The sequence below is a fragment of the Metabacillus niabensis genome, from assembly GCF_020524345.1.
Taxonomy (GTDB): domain Bacteria; phylum Bacillota; class Bacilli; order Bacillales; family Bacillaceae; genus Metabacillus; species Metabacillus niabensis_B.
On sequence record NZ_JAIVLH010000033.1, the window covers coordinates 1 to 24,987 of the forward strand.

Here is a 24,987-nt window from a genome sequence, read left to right on the forward strand (position 1 = left end):
TTAAATTCTGCATTAAATGTTCGACGTTCTCTTTTAGTCATCGTAGATTCTCCTCGAGTATAATATCTGTAGTCTACTTGACCTTAATTTTCCTGTCTAGTTTAGTGTAGCCGATTCAAGGTCTTTATCACAACAGTAAACAAGCATTGAGTGCAATTGTCCCCTATGGTGATAAACGTGTGCTAAAATCTCTAATAACCACTCATATCTTGTGTAGGTAACTCCCCAATATGAAGTAGTTTCAGAGATGAGTTCGTCATTAGACAATTTCATATAATTATTTTTCAATGTATAAAAATTTGTAATTAGGCCTTCTTTTATCGAATCCAAGGTGTTATATGATACTCCTGCATAATAACTTTTCATTTCTTCTTCTGATGCTTCATTGGAAATACGCCAATCAGCCTCAAAAATTACTGCTAAATGCTCTAATAACTCCCCAATTGAACGTTTCTTTGGGTTAGGTCTATTTTGTAAATCATCTTCTTCTAAATTTCCAATAATCTGAACTATTGTATTTACTGCTAATTCAATCTGATAAAAAACACTACTGCAATTCATGAATTCTCTCCTTATTCAATAATACACATTAGTACTTGAAGTAACATCGATTCTTTAGAAACTGCGCTCGATGTTGAAAAGCACTATTAATTAAAGTCGCAATGGTTCGATGGTATTTAACCACACCATCAATATACCAATGCTGTTCCAAAATTTTGTTCTCCCTTCTAACTGAGTGTACTTGTAGCTTCTTGTCCAGTACATGTACTTTCTGGCAACATAACTAATTCGTTTTAAAATCCTAGATTAAGTTTTTTTTGAACGATATTTGCACTTCCCTCATTGATAAGCTTCCAACTTTTCAAATAATAGCTTTATCAAATCATATTGGGTTTTTATTTAACTGGAAGTAAATGATCGACAACAATACTATTTATTGCATTAATATACGCATATGCACTTGCTTTTAAGATGTCAGTATCTGATGCTTTAGCAGTATATATTTCCCCTTTGAATTCAACTTGAATTTTCACTTTTCCTAGTGCTTCTTTTCCCCTTGAAACACTTCTTATATCGTATTGAACCAACTTCATATCTAAATTACATACATTCATAATTGCAGAATATAAAGCATCAATTGGACCAGATCCTATCGCAGTTCCCTTAATAGTTTGATCAGCCTTCTTTAATTCCACACTAGCAGAAGGAAATTTTGTATTACTGATCACTTGCAGATCTATTAACTCATAAAAATTGTTACTGTAATGGCTGACGTCATGATTATTCCCCTTTTCTTTTTTGTGAAAATTTTCAACCAACACATATAGATCATGATTATATACCTCTTTTTTTACATCTGCTAATTCAAGAAAGTCTACAAAGATTTTCTCGAACTCTGAATTTGAAAATTGATTCATGCCCAATTCTTCAAAAGCAGTTTTTACCGCATGGCGTCCAGAACGTGCTGTTAGAACAAGCTCCATATCATCAAGACCAACAGTGACGGGATCAATTATTTCATAAGTATTTCTTGATTTAATTAATCCATCCTGGTGAATACCTGAAGAATGTGCAAAAGCATTTTCCCCTGTAATTGCTTTGTTTACTTGTACATCAAGTCCCATGAATCCACTTACCATCCTCGACGTATTCATAATTTCCTTTGTATTAATATTCGTAAATGCTTGATATATCTCGGAACGTGTATGAACTGCCATAACTACTTCCTCTAAAGAAGCATTTCCTGCACGTTCTCCAATTCCATTCATTGTACATTCTACTTTTTCTGCACCATTTTTAATTGCTGCCAATGTATTAGCTGTAGCCATTCCTAAGTCATTGTGGCAATGAACACTTAGAAGCACTTTGTCATTCAAATTCTTCAAGCGATCATTTATCTTATTTATTAATTCACCGAACTCTTGAGGCTCAGCAAAACCAACTGTATCAGGTATATTAATAATTGTAGCTCCTGCTTTTACGACAGCTTCTATAGTTTGCCATAAATATTCGAAATCAGCTCTTGACGCATCCTCAGTTGAATATTGCACATCTGGTAGGAGTGTTTTCGCATACTTCACAGCATCCACTCCAATTTCTAATATTTGATTTTTCGATTTTCCAAATTTCTTTTCCACATGAATATCCGAAGTACCTAATACAATATGGATTAGTGGATTTTTTGCATATTTCACACTGTTATATACAGCATCAATATCGGATTTTACTGCTCTTGCTAACGCCGTAATGATCACATCCTCTGTATTTCCTATCCTTTTAGCAATTTCTTTAACAGCGTTAAAATCACCTGTTGATGAAGATGGGAATCCAGCCTCAATCATATCAACTTTGAGTTTCTTTAATTGCTTGGCGACTTCCAATTTTTCATATACATTCAATTTTGCACCAGGAACTTGTTCTCCATCTCTTAATGTTGTATCAAATACCCAAATTTTTCTTGACATGTGACACACTCCTTTTTAAATAAAATATAAAAAGCCCCGCCTCTATATAAAAATATAGAGACGAGGCATTGCTCGCGGTACCACTCTAATTGGTTAATAAAATACAAAAGTAACCCACTCATTTTCGGCGGCGATCACCACCTATCTTTATAATAACGGAAGAAATCCGACATCTCCTACTTATATGGTTCAGAGAGTAGCTCTTGGATGAGTTCAAAGGGTATAACTACCGATTCTCACCAACCATCGGCTCTCTGAAGGAGTTTATAAACCTTCTACTATTTCCAATCTTTGCTTATTTATTATTTAATTATTGGTAATAATAAATCATTAAATTTAAGCTGTCAAGTTGTAATTTTCCGAAATATTTAACTTGTTTCATTTTTCAAAAACTATTACAAAAGGTTGTCTTTCATAATTTTATGAATTGGACAAATAAAAGGGCATTTCCATTTTTAAAAACATCCTTTGTTTCAATAACCAATTCAGTAATTCGTCTGATCCTTATGAATCTGAGCAATTTCTATTTAAACATTCATAAATTCATCCTTCATCTTTACCATTTTTATGTATGAGCACTGAATATTGAAGATTATTAAGATGGTAAGGTCTTCAAACCGTAATACTATTATTATATTTTAAATTTGGCAGTCATTGCTCTTAAATTTTCTGCTAATGAAGATAATGCTTGTGCAGATGAAGAAATTTCCTCCATTGTTGCTAATTGCTCTTCCGTTGCCGCTGCACTCTCCTGATTCGATAAAACACTTGTTTCAGCAACATTCTTTACCTGTTCAGAATTATTAACTATATGCTCGCTTACAGTAGCCATTTCTTGGATTGAAACCGATACCTCCTGAATTCTTGATGATACTAAGGAAATTAATTGTTGAATATCTTCAAACGCATCGTTTACGTCTTTTGAAAGAATAATACCTTGATTGACTTTTTCTGTTCCATTCTTCATGTATGACACGGCATTATTTGTTTCTGCTTGGATTTCATTCAATGTTTCTGTGATTAACGATGCTGATTGCTTCGATTCCTCAGCTAATTTTCTCACTTCATCTGCAACTACTGCAAATCCTTTACCATGTTCCCCTGCTCTTGCAGCTTCAATAGCAGCATTCAATGCTAATAGATTGGTTTGATCAGAAATATTTTTGATGATGTTCGTTATATTTTCTATTTCTTTAGATTTTTGGTCTAAATTACTAATCAAGGTAGATAATTCACTTACGATTTCAGAAATTACTGTCATTTGCTGAACAATATTTCTAACGGTTTTAGAACCGTTTAGAGTTGAATCATTAGCTTTTTTTGACATACTTAACATATCGCTACTACTAGATGCTATTTGTTGAATTGATGCTGAAAATTGTTGAATGGAACCAGATACTTCGTTAATATTCTGAAGTTGCCTATCTGCCCCTTCAGAATTATCCTGTGATAGAGTTGCCAGTTGCTCTGTTGCTTCAGTACTTTGCTCTACACTAGCACTCAGTTCTTCGGCTGAAGCACTAACATGTTCACTTGTTTGGGAAGTCTGTTCAACAAGCGTATATAAGTTTTGTTGCATTATGTTTATACCCTTAGTTAAATGAGAAATTTCATCTTTTGTTTTTACAGAAAGAGTATTCCCTGTTAAATCACCTTCAGCAATTCTAGAGACTCTATTAACAACCAATTTTATTGAGTTTACTATCCTATTTCCGACAGCATTTGAAATAGTCATTGCAATCATTAATACAATCACTAAACTTATGATTAATGTTGTGAGAATACTTTTATACGCTTCATTATTTTCTTTTATTAATTCTTCTGCTAAGTTCTGATTAATTTCTAGCAGTTGTTGTAAGTCAGCATATGCAGAGTTGTATTCCTCTCTTCCTAACCTAATTCCATTATCTGCTTTTTCAAAATCACTTGCTTGCATTAGAGATACATTATTCTTTACTCTCGAGTTAAAAGTTTCCCAATTTAATTTAAAATCCTCAAAAACTTTCCTTTCTTTTTCATCAAGATAATTTTTTTCATACCTATCTATAAATACATCAATCTCCTCTAGATCTGTTAATGCTGTTTCTGCCATAGAACTGTCTTTACGAAGAAGTGCTTGTACCATCTGTAATCGTATGTTCCCGGATTTTTCGACTATATGTGTCAAATCGATTACCGGAACTAACCTATTCTTATACATTTCCTGTCCGTTCTTATTTATATGCGAAACTGAAAAAATAGAATAAGCACCTAGTAATATAAGCATCACTACAAAAAGAAGGTAAGTTAGTAAAAGTTTAGTTTTAATTTTTTTCATTTTTATTTTTATCCTTTCATTCATAAAAACATAAGTATTCTAAAGTTCCAATTTACTATAAATACTTGAAAACCTTTTAGATTTAATAAAAATCAGCCAACACACACAACACAGACATAGTATACAATACCTATCAATTACATATAAGATTCTGATTTTCTTACAGTTTAACAGAAGGTGATAGGCATATGTATCGATCTTCGTCACATTTTCTTCCATTGATTTTAGAGAGTATGTATATTTGTTTAATAAGTTAGTGTGATAAATTTGTAACTCTTTATAATTTCATTCTAAATGGTCTTCTCCAATCTGGTCCTAACATGTAAAAGCACTTACCTATATTCAAGATAAGCACTCGATTTTCATATAAGGATAATTAACTTGACAAAGAAAACTTTCTACCTAACAGGTATTTCTACTATAAAAGTAGAACCTATGGCTTCTTTACTATTCACAATAATTTGACCCCCATGCAGTTTAACAATCGTTCCCACAATGGATAAACCCAAACCTGTCCCCTCAACAGTTCTTGTACGCGCTAGATCTGCACGATAAAAGCGGTCAAATATCCTGTTGAGTTCCGTCTCTTTCATACCTATTCCTGTATCTTCAAAAGTAATAGAGACAAATTTCCCTTTATCTTCTAAGGATATATCGATACTACCGCTCGGTTTATTATATTTAATGGCGTTTGATAAAAGATTATCCCAAACCGTATTAAGTAAGGATGGATCCCCATTCAACTCTATATCTGGTAAAGAGTAACTTAGCATAATTCCTTTTTCATTGATTGCCCACTGGTAATGATGAACCAATTCCTTAATTTGATTACCCAAGTTAAAGGTTTTTTTCTCTAAAATATCCTCATTTCGATCTAAAGAGGCTAGTAATAATAATTGTTTGGTTAAAATGGAAAGTCTCGCAATTTCACCGTTAATGATCGAAATGTATTTACTTCTTTCCTCATGGCAGATAGAATCGTTTTCTAATAAGTTCGTATACCCTTTAATATTCGAAAGGGGCGATTGGATATCATGAGATATATTAGAGATAAATTCCTTCCTAACATCATCCATTTGCTCTAGTTGCTTAGACATTTTTAAAAAACTATCTGTAAGTTCTCCCAATTCATCATGTCGAGTTACTTTTAAATCCACATTAAACTGACCCATTGCTAGAGCTTGAGTCGCTTTTGTTAAATTTGATATTGGTTTTACCAAATACTTTGTACTAAACAAAACCATAACAATGCTCAGTGTGATAGATATAATAAGGATCCAACTAAATAAATAGTGCATTTCATTAAATAGTAGATTGATATCTGGCCTAATAAAAAGGCCATAGTTTTGTCCTTTATATTCCATTTGGACACCAATTGTATTTTTTAGTTCATTTGCGAAAAAACCAGTGACAAACGTACTTGTTGGAAACTGAAGCATCCCATGATAAATATTACCCTTTAACACATATTCCTTTGTTAACACAGGAAGACTTTTATCTCGGAAAGGTGCACCAAAATGATATTCATTTCCGGAAGAGTCTACTAAATAGATTTGATATCCGATGGATGAAATATTTTCTAAATAATGTTGAAGGTCTACACCTCGATTTTCTTCTATAAACGAAGCAATATCTTGAGCGATTACTGTATTCTTTTGATCGTTAAGGGGTTTTATTTTATGTTGATAATAGACATTGGAAACTAAAAAGGCTAACATACTACTAACAAGCATAATGCCAATGGTGATCACAACAAATTTCAGATAAAGGGACCTCATTTACGGTTTCCCTCCAGTAAATAACCAACTCCCCGCACTGTTTTAATATGAAAATCATCCGTCAATTTGGAGAAACGTTCTCTTAAGCGTTTTATGTGAACATCTACCGTTCGCTCATCGCCTTCATAATCTATACCCCAAATCTGTTCAATAAGATGATTTCTGGAAAAAACTCGCATTGGATGTGACAGAAGAAAATACAAAAGCTCAAACTCTTTTAGTGGTAAAATCATCGTTCGATTCCCGATTTGAACCTCATAACTTTTTTTATTTATAATTGTACCTCCCATCCGCAAAATGTCTTCGTCGGAATCTTTCTCATAACGCCGTAACAAAGCTTTTATTCGAAAACTTAATTCTTTCGGTTCAAATGGCTTCACTAGATAGTCATCGGTACCAGCTTGAAATCCTTGTTCTTTGTCCTCAATCTGATCCTTTGCCGTTAGAAGAATAACAGGAATATCATAATTTTTCCTTATTTCCTTTGTGAGCTCATAACCATCCAAAAACGGCATCATTACATCAACTACAGCTAAATGAAAACTTTCTTGCTGAAGAAGTTTCAATGCTTCTATACCGTCTTTGGCTTGAAAAACCTTGTAGCCTTGTTCGGATAAATGGATATTTACTAGGTTTAGAATATTGCTATCATCATCAACGATTAGAATGTTTGTCATAAATGTTTGCTCCTACTATTAAAAATGACTATGTTTGTTTACTTGCATTATAAACACAATTAAAAAGCAAAGAAACCTCAGTCGAAAAGTATCAGTTTCCTAATACTTAAATACCTAGAATTCAAAAAATAGCCCTTGGTTTCCATGTAAGGGCTACTTCAATCATACTTTTTCTATCATTATTAAAAGAATTTACTCTATCTTTGCACAATTCGTCCATCACTCATTTTAATGATATTGTCTGCATAAGAGAGCATTTCTTCATCGTGCGTAACCATTAAAGTAGTTATATTTAATGTTTTCGTTAATTCTCTTATTAATAACATAACATCTTTAGATCGTTTAGAATCTAAACTAGCGGTTGGTTCGTCTGCGAAGAGAACTTTAGGCTGGTGAATAATTGCACGAGCAATGGCTACTCTCTGTTTCTCCCCACCTGATAAAGAAGATGGATTAGCATACTTCCGATGTTCCATCCCAACTAATTGCAGAATTCTATTCACTTCTCTTTTTTGTTCCTGTTTCTTTAATTTCAATTCAGAAACATCCAGCATGAGCAATAGTTGTTCTTCTACGGTGAGAAAAGGCACTAGATGAGAAAATTGGAATACAAATCCAAATTTACTTGCTCGTATTTTCCGAATTTGCTCTGAACTCATGGTAGCCATATTTTTTCCTTCGAATAGTACTTCTCCATGTGATGATGTTTGAAGCCCTGCAGCGATTGTAAGAAGTGTACTTTTACCTGAACCTGACGCACCTACTAATGCTGTTAATTCCCCTTCTCTAAGAGAAAGGTTAATTCCCTTCAAGATTTCTTCCTCAACTTCCCCATTCGTAAACGTCTTCCTAACTTTATCAATTGTAAATATTGACATATTATATCTCTCCTTGTTGTATTGCTTGTAGTGGTTCAACCTTCTTAATTTGTATTCCTGAGAGTGTAGCTCCAACAAATCCAATAACTAGGAATACTAGAGATAATTGTGCGGTTGTTACCATGGTTAAAGTAAAAGGCATTCCTTCAGGAGCAACCATATTAAAGACTTGACTAAGTGCAATAGAAAAAGCAAGTGAAGTTACTGTAATAAGAATCATTTGGATCCATATCATTTTAAATAATTTACTAGTTTTTACACCAATTGCTTTTAAAATACCGTACAAACCAATCTTTTGAACGTTCATCATGTAGAAAAAGATCGCAAACAACATTCCACTTATGACAACCAAAAACCAAACAATCATATTTAAAGACATCTGTTCAGCGCTATAACTTGAAATGGTATTTAAAAAAGCTTTATTTGAAAAGGATTGTAAGCCTGTAAATTCTTGAGAAGAGTCCTCTCCGGGTATGAAGATTAATTGCATTTCATCTACTCTAAACATTTCTTTGTAATTCTTTATATTAATAAAAGCGACAGGTGCATGGCTAAACTTCTCTTGTTCAACAAAATCTTTTACAATAAACTCCTCACTCATTTGATTGTTTGTTAAAATATCTCCAACTTTAATCCCTTTACCCTTCATGGAGCTATCCAATATGATCTCCCCATCTTGAACATCTGGAAACATTGTTGTTTGTGTTGAAGTAACAAAAGCAACGCTTTGTTGTTTATCATCCTTATCATTTAAAAAACCCATTTGAATAGATAGTGCTGTAGCGTCTGTCTGTTCACTCAACAATTTTTCTTGAATACTACTTACTATTCTCGATAGGTTATAGTTTTCGTCTGCATTCTCACTCATGTAAAATTGTCCATCTGGTAAATTTTTTATTAATGCAGCATTGTCTTGTGATAATCCATTTGCTAAACCAGATATAATAAAAGTTAGTAAACTAACTAGAAATACAATGGAGCCTAATAGTAAAAATCTCACTTTATTTTTCTTCATTTCTTTCCACGCAAGGTTCATTATTCATTCCTCCATTATCTTATTTACATCCTAAGTTTATAATCGGTATATGAACAGAAGATGAACAAGAAATTACATTTAAAAAAAGTTCAGGTGGAAGTTATCATTAATGTATGGGTCTTGGGACATTAATGGTAATATTGTTAAACAACCTTACTGGATTTACTAAGCCAGACTATGTTGACGGGCTATTTGTAGCTGCTTCTATTTTAAAGTTTACAATCTATCGATATTATTTGTTCAGTCGCATTGAGTTGAAGTACAACGTTTCATAAACACATACTATCTTTACCATAAGTATTCAATTATTCTTGATATTCTTACTCCATTAATTGGTCCTTTAATTGAAAAAGAGCGACAGCCTTATTCAAGACTGGCACTCGATTGCTGAAGATTGGTACGTAATAATATCAAGAATTAGTGACCAACATCCTTGAACTGCGAAGTACTAGCTATACTTTCTAATTGTATAACTTGCATATGGAATGGATAATCTATCTTATGAGGTAAAGGGATAGTGGTTATTCTTCACCTACTGATGCTCCAGAGCCTTGTTCCTTTTTGTACATCCTCAAAATTAAATTTTTCTCAATGCGAACATCGGAGTGAACGAGTATGGCTACATTTATGAGTTGGTTTTTATTCATCGCACCATGGTTTTTAATAATTCCCTTAAACCCATTGCGTGTACGAAGATTTTTATCAGTTTCTTTTTTCATTGTTCTAATAACTTCAATTTTTTTTCAAGTTGCTAAAGAATTTAACTGGTGGTCTATAACAAATAATATCTTTTTTCTAACAGATGTTTCTTCATTCAATTATGGACTTCTTCCTGTAACAACTATTTTAATGTTTTACTTTTTTTACCCAAATCCATGGCTATTTTTTGGAGCTAATATAGTTGCAGATGCTATACAAGCTTTCATTATTAGTCCCTATATCTTTGAAAGGATCGGACTATACCAGATGGAAAGTATGAATAACTTTGGACTTTTTCTAATAATAGTCATCCATATTCCTTTAATTTATGGATATCAAAAATGGTATGACAAAGTCTTTAGGATAAAATACAGATCTGAATAAGATTGAAATACCCCATTTTACATGGAGTGGAATGTTTATGCTTGTTTGTATAATTGGTGTTTTCTATATACTTTTTGGATTTTACATAAAACTGACTATGTCGCTTTTTCCGTCAATTCAATATTTTCCAAACCATAAATAAGCACTTTTCCTTGTTCAAGAATAGCGCTTATTTTGCGGAAGATCGTTATTGAATTAAACTGCTTAGAAAATACCATTGACTAGTTAAGTTTTCAAGTTGAAAGTAAATTGATTATTGAAAGGGAAATTTCCTTTTCTTACTTCTTCTTTTAACTTTTCGAGTGCATTTATAGCTCCAACTATAAGCTCTTCTGTATACATTCCTCCTCATCAACTCCTTTCCATTCTTTGTTTTTTCCTTAACGTAATCCAAATCAATAAAACAGATTTCTTGGTTATTAAAAACGTATGGTTTTGCGATATTACAGTAAACAGAAACAACCTCTTCCTTTTCAATTTCCATAGCAGCAGTGTACCATTCTTTCAATGAAAAAAATTCTATTGAGGTATTGTTGAAAGTAAAAACCTTATTTTTGCTATGATGAATCAGTTTACGGCCTGGTTTACAAATGTGAAGTAAATAGTCAGAGGTTTGGTGAAGTATTACTCCTTCCCATTCATAGTGTGGAATATCAGGGAATTTAAAAGCCTTAATTTTTAGAACTTTACCCAATTTAATCATCTTTTAAATAATTTATATCCTAAACCTTTCTCCTAATTATTAGGAAGTTCCTTCTTTAATTGACATATTGTAACTTCTAAAAGAAATTTCCCTTAACTTGATTACCGTTTTTATAAGTGAGTCTTTCAAATTGGGGCTTTAAATACTAAAAAGCACACATTCTTGTTCAAGAATGTCGCTTTGATTGTGGAAGATCAATATTCTACTTAATAGTATATTTGTACTGTGCAGCAAATGACTTTGTTTTGTTAGTTATTCCTCTAGAATATAAGCCCCATTAGCATTTAATTGTAATGATTCACAAAGTCGGCTAAAAATGAAGATCCTTGCTGCATAGTAAAAAGTCTACTGTGTAATAAAAGGGTTTTCTCCAATCTGGCGCGATTGATGTAGATAGAGATGTGAATAGAATCCGGTACTTCTCTTCTTTTAGACGTGTTAATAACACTTATCCTTAGACCTTCTATCAATAAAAAACGCCTCAAACCCATTACTTTCATGGGGTTAAGGCGTTTTAACTACTCATTTTCAGATGTGCTAATAGATATTATACCGGGATGATTGGAGATGCTTGGTTCAAACCAAAGTTACCCCTACAACATCATTGGGTTGCATGTTTTTTAGACTTGTTGTCTATCGTTCTGACTCGATTAAATAGCGGAATTTGAAAATCTACTCGATATAAAACTTATCACCTTAAGAATGTTAGTACAATTTCGACAAACTCTTTTGGATATTGAAATAAGGACCCATGTCCTGCATGCTCGAATATTTTCAATTTACTATTGGGGATTCTATTTGCCAAGTCATATGAATTTTCTGTTGGAACCATGCGATCATGATCTCCATTTATTATTAGTGTTGGTTGAACGATTTTGGATAGATCCGATGGCTTCTCTTTTCCCCATTTATTGATTGCATTTAATTGCTTTCTATACGCTATTAAACTGATTGGTTTATCTCTATGGTTTTTCTTTTTTTTTATTTGAATAAGAAATTCTTTAGCTTTTTTCTTACCATTCTCTGTGTTAGGAAAAAACAGATAGGTCTTCACGTCTTTGAAGGTCAAAGTTGCACGGACAAGATCAAGATTAGTAATATGCGAGACATTGGAAATACCTGTTCCTCCTCGAGGTCCTGTACCAACTAGTACCAGCTTTCTAACTAAGCTTGGTTCCTTTAAGATCAATTCTTGAGCAATCATTCCTCCCATTGACAAAGCGATCAAATCAACCTTTAACAATCCTAATCGTTTAATATACAAGGGGCATATCATAGTCTTGTATTAATTTTACACTCCCTTTAATATTTAATATTTCAAGTGGATTTATTGCAGCAACCTTTACCTTTACTAGTACTTCATTATCTTTAATACTCGGTATAGGGATATCAACAATCTGTGCTTCTATGTTTTTCGAGTATTTTTGTATTTGAGCAGCTTTTATATTCTTAAACTCCTTTTAAAAAACCACCAACTCTTACATTGATGGTTTTTATCATTCGTTTATATTAATTCATTGGTAATTGGTAATCTAGACTTGCTACTTTTTTACCCTTGCCTGTTTTATTCTTTTAAGAAAGGATAATCTGTATACCCTTCAGCTCCTCCTGTATAAATGGTATTTTTATCAGGTGTATTTAATGGAGCTTCCAATTTTAATCGCTCGACAAAATCTGGGTTGGCTATCATCCAAGTCCCTACAGTTATAACGTCCGCAAGTTCATTATCCAAATCTACCGTAAGTGGGTCTAAAGTACGTCCTGCTCGGTTAACAAGAAGTGCTTGCGACCAAAGTTGACGGATCTCTTGTAATCATGATTCATTTCCGAAGTGCATGATGTGGAGATATGCAAGGTTGAGCTTATCTAACTCACTGACTAAATAAAGGTACATTTCACTACTTGTTTCTCCCTCTTCTATTCCGTTTAGTGTTCCTTGAGGAGAGAAGCGTATGCCCGTTCGTTCTGGTCCAATCTCATTAACAACTGCTTTTGCTATCTCAATGGCAAATCTTGAGCGATTTTCAATCGTTCCACCGTACGCATCCTGACGTTGATTAGCATTTTCACTTAAGAACTGTTGAATAAGGTAACCATTCGCTCCGTGGATTTCAACCCCATCAGCACCAGCTTCTACTGCTGCTCGTGCATAGAAGAGGTTAAAGATTGTTTAAAACTTATCCTATTATTGGATAAATTTGATCTCGTAAATTGAAATTGTAGCTTTCATCTACAATTCCTACGACTTTATCGTTGTCATAAAGTTCCATCATAAAACCTGCCATTTGCTTAGCTGTGTGATACTTTGGCATAAAGTTTTTGTAATCAAATTCATCTACATCCTGTGCAGTTTTCTCAAATTCTGTTTCTGTCACTGCTGGTGCTAAAACTTTCGCCTTCATTTTTGCACTTTTGAGCTCTAGTTCTTTTGCAAGCCCTTCTGTAAATGCACTGACAAAATATTTAGATGCAGAATAGGTAATACCTCCAATATATGTTGCATATCCAAGTGCAGACGATACGTTAATTAATTGAGTTCCCTCTACATTAGAATAATCTCGCACAAATAGTGTAGAAAGGATTGCCAATGACTCTATATTAAGACGTAACATGGATTCTATTTTCTCTAAATTCTGATCAGTCACAGAAGAAGATTCACCAAGACCGGCATTATTAATCCAAGTCTCAATTTCATACCCTTTTAATTTGTTATACAGGTTATATGCCTGCTCTGTGACAGACAAGTCAACTCTGCAAGGGAGAACATCTAATTCAGGATTTATATTATGAATTTCGTTTTTTAGTTCTTCTAATTTATCTAATCTTCTAGCAACTAAAATTAAATTTTTTCCCCGAGCAGCAAATGCTAATGCTGTCTCATACCCTATACCTGAGCTTGCTCCTGTTATAACTGTGTATTTCATATTATCTCTCCTTAAATTAAAGTAATTTAAATTATTATTTTTTCATTATCTGTTTATTAAATAGATATCAAGGTAAACTTTGGATGAACAACAAGTGACGTCCAGCTAGATTAATCATCGCCTTATCGGGAACGATCATTCTCAAAAGAGTAAAAAAATTAATCTAGTACCGAGAGTGTTATATCAATAATATTATTTAATTTTTCTATGTCATCAGTTGTTTTGGTCATGACCCGTAGTCCTACTAAGGAATTGTGAAGAAATTCCGATGTTTTTTTTGCATCATGATGTTTAGATATTTCTCCTGATTTTTGACCTCTTAGTACTAGATTATTTAGCAATAATTCAGTCTTAGAAAAGCTCTCCATTACCTTTTCTGCTGCTTGTTCATCATGTAATGACAACTCAACTGCCGTATTTACGGTCAAACATCCAATAGGTTGTTGTATATCTCTGACAATTATCATTTCAAATAATTTCCTAATAGCATCCTTTACCGAATTTAGCTGGGTTACTTCATTCTCTATTCTAGTTCGTATTTTCTCATTATAATGATCCAATGCTTTTATAAACAAAGTATGCTTGTCACCAAACGTATCATATAAACTACGACGATGGACACCCATATACTTTACTAAATCCTGCATGGAGGTTTTTTCATAGCCTTGTATCCAAAAAAGTTCCATAGCTTTTCGTAATACTTCATTTTCATCAAATTCCTTATTTCTAGCCATACTATCATTTCCTTTGAGTAATCTTAGAGTAATCAGAAAATCTTAATGCTTCAAAAATAATCATCAATCAACAAAGTAAGAATATTGACTTTCTCATCCCTCGCCAATGATATCATTTTAAGAATGAGCAGTAAAGATTAGCAATAAGAGTTACTAACAATTTCACCATTTGTTTGTATTAACCATATGTGTTAACTACTCCACCTCCTTAAAGGGATTTTTTAATCTATTTCTGTAAGCTTGAGAAAGTGCTAAGTAATGTTTTTAGAACGATCATTCTCATTATGACAAAAATTAGCTAATAACCTTACAAAACTATATTATCATTTTGAGAACGATTGGTAAAGAATTAATTTGTTTTTTATCATTTTGATTGTTAAAAGTACAGAAATTGCTGACCAAGTGCTGCTCCAGCTCATTGAGAAATAACTTATCGTTGCCATCCTCTTTCTCCTTCCAGAAGTTTAAACGCCTTGGTAATGTGATCCGACCCGCACCTACTTCATGCTCAATGCCGTGGTGAACGTGCTGATAGTACATAACGTACACCGCTTCATCGATCGGACGAATGCTTCCGCGAAAGTCCACAACTACAGGCCAAATTAAACGGCCTTAGTCCGATGTAATTCAGGACCAAGGCCGCTTAGCGGATCTTTTATTTTTTGTACTTTCTACTTGACGGGGTGCAGTTCACTTATGAGACAGCCTCTCTCTGTAGTTTTTTTGTAAGACAGATTAAAGACGTTCATAATTGTAATGATACTTGCATGGCCGAGACGCTCTGAAATAATTTTGCCAAGCACACCTTTCACGCTGAATCAAAAACTATCTGTCAAATTTGAAGGATATTCCTGTTAAGGCCTCAGAAACGCTCCACAACTTGTTTGATATGTTAGAGTCTTACAATCTTTCAATGATCGCGTCGCGCTCGTTGGATAGCCCTTTTTGCCGTCTTTGCGATCAGGAGCGATATATTCTCCCCCCTTTATCGTGGATGCTGTCGCACTATACAAGGCAGGCAACGCGCCCATATGTAAAATACACACTACTAATTGTTTTAGAGTCGTTGCTCGAAATTCTGCCCAATTCATAAAGAAGAACGCATCTCTTGCTACAGAAATGCGGTTTGTTTGTTGAAGATCTGGATTCTTTTACTTGGTGTATAAATATGATGCTTAGTATAACTTACCTTTTGTTAATATAATTCCTTTCCCACCTACAATAACTCTTGGATTATTTTTATTTATTAATTTTGTAATGATAGTAGAAGGTCTTCCCATACTATACCCTTGAAGAAAAGAGTACTCTTGATTATATTTATTTAATACGTGGTTATTAAAAAGGTAATATGTTAATGCCCCATTTGAAGTACCTGTTGCGGCTTCCTCATCAATACCATAGAGTGGGCAAAAGTTTCTACTCTCTGCTATTCCTTCTTTTGTGTCAAGCGTAAATGCATGGACACCTCCCACTGTATTGTTCTTTGTATATTCAGCAAGTGCTTTAAAATCAGGATTTAAAGCATACAAAGCATCCTGTGTTTTTATTGGAAGCATTAAATCCCAAAGACCAGTGCTTGCAGCTTGAGGTACTAGATTGAAATTTGCACTCCCTATTTGGCTTTTATCTATTTTAAAAAGGTCAGACAAATAATCATAATCATCAAATTTTTTCCCTAACTTAGGTTTGGCTTGCTCCATCATAATAAATGATTGATTCACCTCAACGGAGAGTGTACCAGCGAGTGTTTTCATAACATATGTACTGTTATCTTCAATAGCCTGACTGTCCAATAAGGCTTTAAAGGAAGCAATGGTAGCATGTCCACATAGTTCAACTTGTGAAGTTGGTGTAAAAAACTTTATTTCAAACTTTTTCCTGTCTATTTTTTTTATAAATGCTGTTTCTGAAAAGCGAACTTCTGCAGAAAATTTCTGCATAAACTCTTCATCTAAATTTTCATGAATTACTACACCTGCTGGATTCCCGCCAAATTTTGTTTCTGTAAAAGCATCAATTACATAATATAACAATATTATTTCTCCCTCGTGTAGAATATAAAAAAATGTATCTTTTGCTTAACTATAATCATTTCAGTTTTACGACATTTTTGCAATAATTCCTCTACAATCTGGCCTTTTAAATGAAAAAGTGCGACATCCTTATTCAAGAACGGCGCTTGATTGTTGAAGATCGTTATTCGACTAAAGACCCCGTTAGTTGAATAAGAACTCTAATACGTTTTGTTTTAAGTAGTCATACTGTTGCTTATTAGTATCGGCAAATGCTTCTTCTCGATTGGAAAGAAAATCACTATATATAATGTCCTCTTTAAATTGAGAAGCTGTTAAATCGTATCGTTTGTTATTAATAAAATTATAAAAATGCCATCCATCAGCCAGTTTGGTCTTCCGTATTTCCCCACCCAATATATCATTTACTACTAATGTGGTCACACCACATTGTCCCTTGGCAGGATTGACCTTACTCCATTTTGAACTTGACTCTAAAGACCAAGATCTTAACAAAGCCTCAGTTATTTGTTCTATATTTACCGTATTAGTTCCCATATAAAACCTCTTTTTTCATAAATTAATTCATTTCGAATTTTATAAGCTAACCTGCACCGTTAGTGCAAGAAGCAAAACTTCCACTATTACAGTTAAATATTACACCCGTTAGAAAAGAGAGAAAGACTATTCACCATATTTCTCCTTCATTATTTCAATTAATTTTCCTGTTATTTTCTTTCGTATCTTTCCGTGTTTATCCTCACTGTATTGCAGCTCTGCCCAATGCCATAAGTCCCCATACTGCCAGACTGGATAAGATTTCTTATCTTCTGGTTCCCACTCATAGCGAGGAAAAATATGTGCGTGTAAAAAATCATCTGAATTTCCTTACATCGAATAATTTAAGCCTCTTGGTTTACATACAGATTGAATTGCATCACCTATCAGACTCATATCTACTAAATAATCGCTTCGTTGTTCAATTGTTAAATCATTAAGTGTATTAACCTTTGGATATGCAAGTAAAACACAGTATCCAGGCAAAAACTGAGTATCCCCGATAACTGCATAACCACTTTTCATTTTTGCAATAACCATTGGATTTTCTCCACGTTCTATAGCTCCAAAACAGTCTTTTTTCCAATCCTCACTCATATTGTCACTCCCCAGCTTTATTAATTCCATATGTATATTTCGATTTTAAAACAGTAATTACCTACTACCAAACTATCCTTCCGCTTTCATCAATAGAAAAGGCTGTCGAAGCAATACAGTTAAATAAACATATGAATAATTTCATTTTTTATACAAATTATATAATTGGGAGGTGAATTATGGAAAAATTCACAAAATCACTTGCTTTACTATTTATTATTTTTTTCAATTCAACTTATTTTGTTAATGCTGAGGAGTACCATCGGAAAGGTTATGCCGAGGACCTATATAATGTGACTCAAAATGTAACACAAGAACAATACTTTAAAAATTTTACGATTGAACTATTTCTACCTTTTATTGTAAATTCGACTCAACATTACTACAACGATGAATCTGCGACTGGTATTTCTTTTAATTGGGAAGATAATTATAATGTGGTTGAAATCTCCCAACCTGAGAATCAAGAAAAAGCTAGTGAGTATTCATTTATTATTAAATTTACTGTTAATGTTCATAACGGAGATATGAACAACCATAAAATATTCGGTACAGATACTTTAACTTTTGGTATTAATTCATTTATTTTTGCTCGTGATGATATTAAAGAATTTCCTGCAATTAAACTAATTGACTATAAACACAGGAAACCAACGAATTAAAAAGATTCATTTTTTTACTTTGGTTCCGTTTTGAGGCCTTTTTCTAAAAATCCGTGCCGAAATGTTGTGACCACCATATTTTCTAAACAAGAATGCAACTATGGTGATGATTGCACCTACGAAAACTGAAAAAAACGTAACTCTATCCCAAAGGGTATTATGGTTGCCATTATGACGTATTAAACCGTTTGCCAGTACGGAACCTAAACAGATTATATAACCAATCCATTCAATAATTCTTAACATTGGTTTAACTCCTTTCAAAAAATCCCTCCAATAAATTTTACCATAAATACCCAAACTTATTTATTAAACTATACTGCTTCGTTACTACAATAAGGAGTTCAACAAAAAAAGGGCATTCATCCTGCTTGGATCAACACCCCCGATAGTTTACAATTATAAATTATCAACAACCTCTGTTAATTTATCTAAAAACTTTAATTAAGTGTAAAAATTATACTTTGACATCGTACAAATTATGGAGATTATTTTTAAAAAATAAAAATGCCATTTGATATTCGAACTCATTTATTCATTGAGTTCATTAACTGGAAGAAGTATTCAGGTTTATGAGTCTTATTTAGGCCATACCAAGAATCTAATGTATCTGGTGCAAATACATCTAATTTTTTCAGTACTTCCACCGCAAATTCCAGAGGAGCTATTCCTGATGCAGTAACTAAATTCAAATCAGATACCGCAGATCCCACCTCATAGAACTTTTCTCCTTTATAGTTAGGACATACCATTTTAGTGTATTCTAAATTATTACTTGTATGCTTTCTAGTATCTAAGTATCCCATATTCGCAAGGGCCTCAATTGCACCACAAATTGCAGCAACAATGGTACCAAGCTTTAAAGCTTGTCCAATTCTTTCCAAGATAGGTTGATGAATTTCTTCATTCCAAGTAGTCCCTCCTGGTAAAATTAAAAGATCTTTACTCTCAAGAGTACATTCATCAAGGGAAATATCTGGTTTTATGCTCAGTCCTCCCATAGTAGTAATCATTTCTTTATTAGCTCCTACTGTAATTACTTTTAAAGGTACTATATCTTTTTTGAAATATCTTCCTGAGTTTAGTTCAGCAATTAAATATCCATATTCCCAGTCCGACATTGTATTAAATACATATAGAAAAACTTTTTTTGTCTGCATCCAATAACACTCCAATCATAAATTTTATAGTTTATTTTTTTACACATCAAAAGCAATCCCACCCAAAGGAACATATGTTCTCTTACGGATAATTGTATACCATATTTAACCAAAAGTCTATTTCTTATTCAACTAACCTGTCAGTTACTTTAAGTACATAATTTCACAAGCTTACTTAAATTTTAACATATATATCCAATTAAGCAGACAGGTATTGTTCGTCAATATGGCCTTTTAAATGAAAAAGAGCGACAACCTTATTCAAGAATGGCGCTTAGAGTGTTGAAGATCATTATTTACATAAATAACTCCACAAAGTATCTAGTTATCGTCTAAATATCGCTAGGTAGCGTTGCCGAATCTTTAGTAGTTACTTTCCATGAAATTATTGTTGTACTATCGCGTACATTATTTTTCTCAATTACTTCTAATAATCTCTTAACACCATCTAGATTCGATAATCCATTGAAGGTATTAAAAACTTCAACTGAATTGTAAAAATTAGTATTTGGACACTCAATTAGCCCATCGGTTGTTAAGAAAATATGATTTTCTCCTTTTCGTAATTCTTTTCTCCCTGAGCTATAACAAGGTACTACTAAATCAAATGTATTATTTTGACCTACCCATTCATAAAAACTTCTATGATTCTGTTGAAATTCTCCTAGCGCTTTAAGTTCAGGATGAAACAAATAAAGAATACAATCTCCTATCGACAACCACCAAAGAAATTTGTCTTTCCTAATAACAAAAAGGCAAGCAGTTTCTCCTTGGACCTTCTTACAAGCTTCTCGAAAGCTTTCACCCTTGAAAATATCTAAAATAAAGGTAGCAATCTTGTCGAAAGCTTCTCCCGTCTGCTCCTTAATATTTGTTGCACTGAGTCTCTTTCTTTTTCAAAGGTTGTAAGAACTAATTCTGCACTTTGTGATGTGTCATGAGCATCAAGAATAATGACAAACTCCCATTCCTCTTCTTGATTAATCCAAATTAAACAACCATCTTCATTCTTATATTGCCCAGTTGAAGAATTACCACCAAAATGACCTATTACAAAATTATTGAGCAACGTTTCTATATGAACTTCATCTACATAATGTTTTTGGCTTCCTATCCATCTATAATCATTCATGATAAATACTTACCTCTCCCAATATACAATATTACTTCCTTTGCCCCTCTATTCGTGCTTGTATGTATCCATAATATGCACAGGTACCGTTTGTAGATAAATCCTTTATTTCAAAACCACACTTTTCATAGAATTTGAAATTATTAGCAGATGTATGTGCGAACCAATCACCGTGAGGGAGTTTTTGAACACATATCTCAACAAGTTTTTTGCCTATACCTTTGCCACGATAATCTGATAAAACTACCAGACCTAATATGTCAGCAGTCGTTATTTGATCAGAAATTACCCTAACCATACCAATCATCTTGTTATTGTCCCAAACAGTAAATGCCCAAATTAAATTTTTAAACATTAAAGAAAACTTTTCTTTCTGCCAATCGGGACTATTTCTTACCACTCAGCATCTTCAAGAAGTGCTTCAACATATTCAGCTAGAACCCCTTCAGTGCCTTCCCTAATTACTAAACCATTGAAATATTCATACATATCAAGTCCCTCCCCCCTTATTTAATATTAATAAATACTACAGTTAAAAGTTATCTCCTCTGTTTTTATTAATTATTAATTGACCTATCCCAGATCGTTACTTAGAGTAAATTTTCAAAACATCTAATATGTCTTTTAGAGTGATATTTTCGAATCTGCTCATTAACACGAAAAAACACTTATCTTTATTGAAGATAAGCGCTCGATTGTTGAAAATTAATGCTTGATTGTAGAATCGTTCTTAACTAGTTGAACCCATTGGACCTATTTTAAAGGTGCGAAATACTGAGGGTATATCTTTATAGGCTTCAATAATTCCTTTTTCTTTAATATCACATTTGTTTACTATTTTTGTTGGCACAGTTACTTCGAATGCCTGTGTAAAAGGAAAGGGAGTTAAGCCGATATACCCTTCATTAAGCCAATATGCTACAATTCTATCACTTTTCTCAACTGAAAAGAGTTCTGTACCTTCAAAGCCATTTTGATACCAAGGAATTTCATCACTTTTTGGCACACCTGGTTCATTCATGCAAATATATATTGATAAGTTATCCAAGAATTTTAATATCTCAAGATGAATATTACTATCCTCCATTGCTATATCCAATTCTAGACATAATCTCTTCTGCCGTGTCTTTTCATATTGTAAATATTTAATCTCATCTTCACTCTTACTGTTGCTAAAAAAAGATGAATAGTGTCGACTACAAAGCAATGCAGCATACTTGTTTCGTTGTTCAATCCAGTCAATCCCATATCTATAATGCGGAAGTTTAAGTGATGAAGGTAAATGAATAAATGAGTATGGGGAATTTTTTTTATCATCCCAAAGAGGTGCAGCATCTAGCCCTATCCATGCGCAATCATGATATTGGGTGGCAAAAAGAATATCTTGTTTGAGTTCCATTCCTGTAAAAAATTCTTCTTGCAAATAGCTAAAGAGATCACCTGATAAAACAGCATGGTTATGTTGCTCTATTATTACAAACTCACTTTCTCGTTCATTAATAATCAATCATATCCCCTCCTTAGAAATGCTTTACCCTACTTTACCACCAATAAGAATACTTTATCTTCTGTCAATGTAATGATATTTTTTACAACTTCCGACTGATTTGCTTACCTGTCTCAAAAAAAGTTAGAAATAATTGATCTTTTGTACATAGCAAAATCATCACGTAGCTTTTGTGAATTTCACGGAAAAACAATTTTCCTGACACTATCTAGTGGTTTTTAAAATATAATTAAATTAACTCTTTAGCATGTTAGGAATCTGGCCCTATACTAAAATAAGCACATTTCCTTGCTCAAGAACAGCGCTCGATTGTTGAAGATCATTCTCGGATAAAAAAACTTTTGTAACAGCCATACTAGTTTACGGATCAACGATAAGGTTCCCCAAATGAAAGTAATAGATAAAAATAGAATTACAATTAGTAATTACCTATGTATCCAATTTCTCCTACAATTTTATTAAATGAATTCACTTGTAATAACACTCAGTATTCTCCAACCTACAAATCCACCTTATTTTTAACTTTCCTCTTCTAACGCCTTTTTTAAACGAGCAAAATTAATCTTAATCGGTTTACGGTTTCCTACCTTACGAACAATTCCTTCTGCTGTCAAATCATTTAGAAGTGCTGTCACTGTTTCTCGAATACTGCCCATCATCATTGCTAATTCTTGATGTGTTATTGAAATTTCGAGTTGAATCCAATCTTTTTCCTTCGGATCGCCACTAGGCAATTCCCTCCCAAACTTTACTACTAGTTTATTTAATAAAAATAAGAGGCGTTTTCGAACACTACTGTATGCCATATATTCTAGTAACTCTTCTACTTCTTTTAAACGGTTGGATAACATTTCGATAAACTTCAAGGAAACACTTGGCTGATCGAGCATTACTTTTTCAAACTTACCTTTATCTATCGTGCAAATAACGGAATCCTCCCACGTTTCCGCGTACATATTTTCAGAACCAGTAGTAAATGAACCAATCTCACCAAATACATGACCAGTTCCTAATACATCTATTGTAAGCTCCTTACCACTTTCAGATAATTTATATAAACGGACTTTGCCCGATTTGATTAAATACAAGATCTTTTGATTCATATGTGGAGAAGCAATAATCGTTCCTTTTTTTATAACATTAATGGGCGCGACTGGTTCAATTTTATTTATTTCTTCTAATTCCAACCCACTAAACAGTTGTATTCTTGACAAATATTTGATCTTGTCCATGTAACCCCCCCTATTTCCGCCATGTAGTCTAAACTACATATTTTATGAACTAAACAACTTAAAATTATATATAGGTGTAACTTCATCTATTATACTAGAGGGGGAAACGGCATGGGGGCAGTAATTATACTTATTCAAATCATTTTAGTTAGTATCTTTGTACTATCAATTTCGATGAAATTGTTACGTACAAAATCAATGGTTCACCATTGGAATGAATATCGGTATCCAATGTGGTTCATGAATGTAATTATCTTGTTAGAGTTAGTGGGTGTGATTGGATTGATCATTGGATTTTGGATTCCAGAATACTTAAAATTTTCAGGGGTCCTATATACGGTTCTAATGCTTGGTGCCCTACACGCTCACTTCATAAGAGCAAAACATAAACCGATTATGGCAGTTAATGCTATCGTAATGCTTATCCTGTCTATCGTGATCATCATATTTTAGTACGTGTTAAAATAAATACAAAATAGTTTGAATATGATCCCAATCTCTCAGTGATCATAAATGAGAGATTGGGATTTAATTATTCAACTAGATGGTCTAATAAATAAAAAACGACTATCCTTATTCAAGAACAACGCCCTATATTGGAATAACTGTAATCGGCCTCATTCTTAAATTCACGACGTTTCCGTTAGTGAAATCAGGTAGTATAAGGTAGCAAAACTCATTGTTCCTTTATAGCTGATTTTAGATTATTTATTATTTCCAACTGATCTTTGCCCTTTAACTCTCTTATTCGAGATGCGAATATTGGTACAAGCCATTCATCAAGAGGAATTCGGTCAATGCCTGAAAGGTTAGAGTATTCATCTAAATACTCTTTACCGAATAGATCACGATATTTCCTCTCCGTTAACCAAGAAGGAGCATTGGGAGGTAATGCATTAGAGTTAATCATCATGTATGTTCTTGTAACATCTGCGAGTTGATGTCCAACCAAAGTGTTCAGCCAATCGATAATAATAGGTCCATTAGGAGAAAGAATGATGTTTCCAGGGTGGAAGTCATAATGGCATAGAACTTTTCCTTCAGGCAATGTCTCAAGAATTCTGAGAACAATTTTTCTCTCTGATTCCGTGATTACCTCAGTGTTAGTAATGCTCTTTGATAATTCGGTCTTCAAATTTGAGTTAACATCGATCTTAACCTGATGTATTTCAAAGTGGATTTGTGCTAATAGCTTAGCATTATAAGACACAGAAAATCTCGTTGGTTCTATGTAATTGAGCATCGTGGGACCTTCTACCTTTTCATAGATAAGACACGTCTTTCCCTCATACTCCATAATCTTAGAAAATCTAGGTGCCCTTACATTTAGCTTATTTATTATTTTGGCATTTTGAGCTTCCTTTGTTACTTCATACATTGCACTCTTAAAATCATGGAAAATCTTTATAACTTCAGATTTTCCCCATTCATAGACACTTGCGGTATTTCCTACTCCAAGGAGTTGACCAATTTTCATAAAATACTCCTCCCTAAAAGCATGTTCTACCTGGTTACTAAACAATCGCGCTTAT

26 protein-coding genes, 2 pseudogenes and 1 other annotated feature are annotated in these 24,987 nt (G+C 33.3%); of the genes and pseudogenes, 2 read left to right on the forward strand and 26 right to left on the reverse strand.

The features are described 5' to 3' along the window. Positions 1-96: 96 nt before the first annotated feature. The 18 genes and pseudogenes from LC095_RS24635 to LC095_RS27195 all read right to left on the reverse strand — a co-directional run bounded on the left by LC095_RS24635 (position 97) and on the right by LC095_RS27195 (position 17,762). Positions 97-561 (reverse strand): DinB family protein, encoded by a 465-nt coding sequence (locus LC095_RS24635; RefSeq protein ID WP_226530605.1) that lies wholly within the window; start codon positions 559-561, stop codon positions 97-99. 335 nt (positions 562-896) lie between these two features. Further along, positions 897-2,465 carry a 2-isopropylmalate synthase gene (locus LC095_RS24640; RefSeq protein ID WP_226530606.1) on the reverse strand — a complete coding sequence of 523 codons (1,569 nt, stop codon included), beginning with the start codon at positions 2,463-2,465 and terminating at the stop codon, positions 897-899. Positions 2,466-2,518: 53 nt separating this feature from the next. Next, positions 2,519-2,766, reverse strand: a binding site (T-box leader). Between the two features lie 330 nt (positions 2,767-3,096). Continuing rightward, entirely contained in the window at positions 3,097-4,806 is a 1,710-nt protein-coding gene (locus LC095_RS24645; RefSeq protein WP_319005850.1) for a methyl-accepting chemotaxis protein, read from the reverse strand. Positions 4,807-5,180: 374 nt separating this feature from the next. Continuing rightward, complete coding sequence (locus LC095_RS24650) at positions 5,181-6,560, reverse strand: sensor histidine kinase (RefSeq protein ID WP_226530607.1); 1,380 nt, start codon at positions 6,558-6,560, stop codon at positions 5,181-5,183. After that, positions 6,557-7,237 carry a response regulator transcription factor gene (locus tag LC095_RS24655; protein ID WP_226530608.1) on the reverse strand — a complete coding sequence of 227 codons (681 nt, stop codon included), beginning with the start codon at positions 7,235-7,237 and terminating at the stop codon, positions 6,557-6,559. The genes LC095_RS24650 and LC095_RS24655 overlap by 4 nt, the downstream gene beginning before the upstream one ends. A 197-nt stretch (positions 7,238-7,434) precedes the next feature. Continuing rightward, positions 7,435-8,115: an ABC transporter ATP-binding protein gene (locus tag LC095_RS24660; RefSeq protein WP_226530609.1), complete on the reverse strand. Its 681-nt coding sequence runs from the start codon at positions 8,113-8,115 to the stop codon at positions 7,435-7,437. Between the two features lies 1 nt (position 8,116). Further along, entirely contained in the window at positions 8,117-9,151 is a 1,035-nt protein-coding gene (locus LC095_RS24665; protein WP_226530610.1) for an ABC transporter permease, read from the reverse strand. A gap of 521 nt (positions 9,152-9,672) precedes the next feature. Then, positions 9,673-9,870, reverse strand: a complete 198-nt coding sequence (locus LC095_RS24670) for a hypothetical protein (RefSeq protein ID WP_226530611.1) — start codon at positions 9,868-9,870, stop codon at positions 9,673-9,675. A gap of 617 nt (positions 9,871-10,487) precedes the next feature. Continuing rightward, complete coding sequence (locus LC095_RS24675) at positions 10,488-10,937, reverse strand: hypothetical protein (protein WP_226530612.1); 450 nt, start codon at positions 10,935-10,937, stop codon at positions 10,488-10,490. 691 nt (positions 10,938-11,628) lie between these two features. Beyond that, positions 11,629-12,195: an alpha/beta fold hydrolase gene (locus LC095_RS24680; RefSeq protein WP_226530645.1), complete on the reverse strand. Its 567-nt coding sequence runs from the start codon at positions 12,193-12,195 to the stop codon at positions 11,629-11,631. 4 nt (positions 12,196-12,199) lie between these two features. Next, positions 12,200-12,382, reverse strand: a pseudogene (locus LC095_RS24685) (NADP-dependent oxidoreductase); the annotation flags it as partial. A gap of 119 nt (positions 12,383-12,501) precedes the next feature. Beyond that, a complete protein-coding gene (locus LC095_RS27185) occupies positions 12,502-12,669 on the reverse strand; it encodes a hypothetical protein (RefSeq protein ID WP_319005851.1) in 168 nt (55 codons plus the stop codon). Positions 12,670-12,750: 81 nt separating this feature from the next. Then, the gene (locus tag LC095_RS27190; RefSeq protein ID WP_319005855.1) at positions 12,751-13,104 is read right to left on the reverse strand and encodes a hypothetical protein; all 354 of its coding nucleotides are present in this window, start codon (positions 13,102-13,104) and stop codon (positions 12,751-12,753) included. 10 nt (positions 13,105-13,114) lie between these two features. Continuing rightward, positions 13,115-13,861: an SDR family NAD(P)-dependent oxidoreductase gene (locus LC095_RS24695; RefSeq protein WP_226530613.1), complete on the reverse strand. Its 747-nt coding sequence runs from the start codon at positions 13,859-13,861 to the stop codon at positions 13,115-13,117. A gap of 158 nt (positions 13,862-14,019) precedes the next feature. Then, positions 14,020-14,595, reverse strand: coding sequence for a TetR/AcrR family transcriptional regulator (locus tag LC095_RS24700; RefSeq protein WP_226530614.1), 576 nt, complete (start codon positions 14,593-14,595; stop codon positions 14,020-14,022). A gap of 1,175 nt (positions 14,596-15,770) precedes the next feature. Continuing rightward, the gene (locus LC095_RS24705; protein WP_226530615.1) at positions 15,771-16,628 is read right to left on the reverse strand and encodes a PhzF family phenazine biosynthesis protein; all 858 of its coding nucleotides are present in this window, start codon (positions 16,626-16,628) and stop codon (positions 15,771-15,773) included. Positions 16,629-16,811: 183 nt separating this feature from the next. Beyond that, positions 16,812-17,165: a hypothetical protein gene (locus LC095_RS24710; protein WP_226530616.1), complete on the reverse strand. Its 354-nt coding sequence runs from the start codon at positions 17,163-17,165 to the stop codon at positions 16,812-16,814. A 330-nt stretch (positions 17,166-17,495) separates the two neighbouring features. Further along, complete coding sequence (locus LC095_RS27195; RefSeq protein WP_319005852.1) at positions 17,496-17,762, reverse strand: hypothetical protein; 267 nt, start codon at positions 17,760-17,762, stop codon at positions 17,496-17,498. Between the two features lie 179 nt (positions 17,763-17,941). Here LC095_RS27195 and LC095_RS24720 point away from each other — a divergent pair, with 179 nt between their 5' ends. Continuing rightward, positions 17,942-18,424: a DUF3888 domain-containing protein gene (locus tag LC095_RS24720; RefSeq protein WP_226530617.1), complete on the forward strand. Its 483-nt coding sequence runs from the start codon at positions 17,942-17,944 to the stop codon at positions 18,422-18,424. 6 nt (positions 18,425-18,430) lie between these two features. Here the strand turns inward: LC095_RS24720 and LC095_RS24725 are convergent, their stop codons facing one another. The 7 genes and pseudogenes from LC095_RS24725 to LC095_RS24750 form a co-directional block, all read right to left on the reverse strand. Continuing rightward, positions 18,431-18,688, reverse strand: coding sequence for a hypothetical protein (locus LC095_RS24725; RefSeq protein ID WP_226530618.1), 258 nt, complete (start codon positions 18,686-18,688; stop codon positions 18,431-18,433). A 263-nt stretch (positions 18,689-18,951) separates the two neighbouring features. Continuing rightward, positions 18,952-19,584, reverse strand: a complete 633-nt coding sequence (locus tag LC095_RS24730; protein WP_226530619.1) for a type 1 glutamine amidotransferase family protein — start codon at positions 19,582-19,584, stop codon at positions 18,952-18,954. Between the two features lie 332 nt (positions 19,585-19,916). Then, complete coding sequence (locus LC095_RS24735; RefSeq protein WP_319005856.1) at positions 19,917-20,453, reverse strand: protein phosphatase 2C domain-containing protein; 537 nt, start codon at positions 20,451-20,453, stop codon at positions 19,917-19,919. Continuing rightward, positions 20,402-20,716: a hypothetical protein gene (locus LC095_RS27200; RefSeq protein WP_319005853.1), complete on the reverse strand. Its 315-nt coding sequence runs from the start codon at positions 20,714-20,716 to the stop codon at positions 20,402-20,404. Before LC095_RS27200 ends, LC095_RS24735 begins: the two co-directional genes overlap by 52 nt. Before the next feature lie 31 nt (positions 20,717-20,747). Continuing rightward, positions 20,748-21,205: pseudogene (locus LC095_RS24740) on the reverse strand (GNAT family N-acetyltransferase). A gap of 241 nt (positions 21,206-21,446) precedes the next feature. Beyond that, a complete protein-coding gene (locus tag LC095_RS24745) occupies positions 21,447-22,223 on the reverse strand; it encodes a DUF3891 family protein (protein ID WP_226530620.1) in 777 nt (258 codons plus the stop codon). 518 nt (positions 22,224-22,741) lie between these two features. After that, positions 22,742-23,455 (reverse strand): Crp/Fnr family transcriptional regulator, encoded by a 714-nt coding sequence (locus LC095_RS24750; RefSeq protein WP_226530621.1) that lies wholly within the window; start codon positions 23,453-23,455, stop codon positions 22,742-22,744. 111 nt (positions 23,456-23,566) lie between these two features. Here LC095_RS24750 and LC095_RS24755 point away from each other — a divergent pair, with 111 nt between their 5' ends. Beyond that, positions 23,567-23,908: a DoxX family protein gene (locus LC095_RS24755; RefSeq protein ID WP_226530622.1), complete on the forward strand. Its 342-nt coding sequence runs from the start codon at positions 23,567-23,569 to the stop codon at positions 23,906-23,908. A 223-nt stretch (positions 23,909-24,131) separates the two neighbouring features. Here LC095_RS24755 and LC095_RS24760 read toward each other — a convergent pair whose 3' ends face one another. Then, positions 24,132-24,932, reverse strand: coding sequence for an aminoglycoside phosphotransferase family protein (locus LC095_RS24760; protein WP_226530623.1), 801 nt, complete (start codon positions 24,930-24,932; stop codon positions 24,132-24,134). Positions 24,933-24,987 lie beyond the last annotated feature (55 nt).

Bases quoted from the DNA above. Each gene is read 5' to 3' on its own strand.
- LC095_RS24655 (WP_226530608.1), bottom strand. From the start codon at position 7,237: ATGACAAACATTCTAATCGTTGATGATGATAGCAATATTCTAAACCTA.
- LC095_RS27200 (WP_319005853.1), bottom strand. From the start codon at position 20,716: ATGAATGATTATAGATGGATAGGAAGCCAAAAACATTATGTAGATGAA.
- LC095_RS24700 (WP_226530614.1), bottom strand. From the start codon at position 14,595: ATGGCTAGAAATAAGGAATTTGATGAAAATGAAGTATTACGAAAAGCT.
- LC095_RS24640 (WP_226530606.1), bottom strand. From the start codon at position 2,465: ATGTCAAGAAAAATTTGGGTATTTGATACAACATTAAGAGATGGAGAA.
- LC095_RS27195 (WP_319005852.1), bottom strand. From the start codon at position 17,762: ATGAGTGAGGATTGGAAAAAAGACTGTTTTGGAGCTATAGAACGTGGA.
- LC095_RS24660 (WP_226530609.1), bottom strand. From the start codon at position 8,115: ATGTCAATATTTACAATTGATAAAGTTAGGAAGACGTTTACGAATGGG.
- LC095_RS24730 (WP_226530619.1), bottom strand. From the start codon at position 19,584: ATGCAGACAAAAAAAGTTTTTCTATATGTATTTAATACAATGTCGGAC.
- LC095_RS24710 (WP_226530616.1), bottom strand. From the start codon at position 17,165: ATGGGAACTAATACGGTAAATATAGAACAAATAACTGAGGCTTTGTTA.
- LC095_RS24670 (WP_226530611.1), bottom strand. From the start codon at position 9,870: ATGAAAAAAGAAACTGATAAAAATCTTCGTACACGCAATGGGTTTAAG.
- LC095_RS24695 (WP_226530613.1), bottom strand. From the start codon at position 13,861: ATGAAATACACAGTTATAACAGGAGCAAGCTCAGGTATAGGGTATGAG.
- LC095_RS24750 (WP_226530621.1), bottom strand. From the start codon at position 23,455: ATGGACAAGATCAAATATTTGTCAAGAATACAACTGTTTAGTGGGTTG.
- LC095_RS24665 (WP_226530610.1), bottom strand. From the start codon at position 9,151: ATGAACCTTGCGTGGAAAGAAATGAAGAAAAATAAAGTGAGATTTTTA.
- LC095_RS24635 (WP_226530605.1), bottom strand. From the start codon at position 561: ATGAATTGCAGTAGTGTTTTTTATCAGATTGAATTAGCAGTAAATACA.
- LC095_RS24675 (WP_226530612.1), bottom strand. From the start codon at position 10,937: ATGATTAAATTGGGTAAAGTTCTAAAAATTAAGGCTTTTAAATTCCCT.
- LC095_RS24755 (WP_226530622.1), top strand. From the start codon at position 23,567: ATGGGGGCAGTAATTATACTTATTCAAATCATTTTAGTTAGTATCTTT.
- LC095_RS24720 (WP_226530617.1), top strand. From the start codon at position 17,942: ATGGAAAAATTCACAAAATCACTTGCTTTACTATTTATTATTTTTTTC.
- LC095_RS24760 (WP_226530623.1), bottom strand. From the start codon at position 24,932: ATGAAAATTGGTCAACTCCTTGGAGTAGGAAATACCGCAAGTGTCTAT.
- LC095_RS24645 (WP_319005850.1), bottom strand. From the start codon at position 4,806: ATGAATGAAAGGATAAAAATAAAAATGAAAAAAATTAAAACTAAACTT.
- LC095_RS24650 (WP_226530607.1), bottom strand. From the start codon at position 6,560: ATGAGGTCCCTTTATCTGAAATTTGTTGTGATCACCATTGGCATTATG.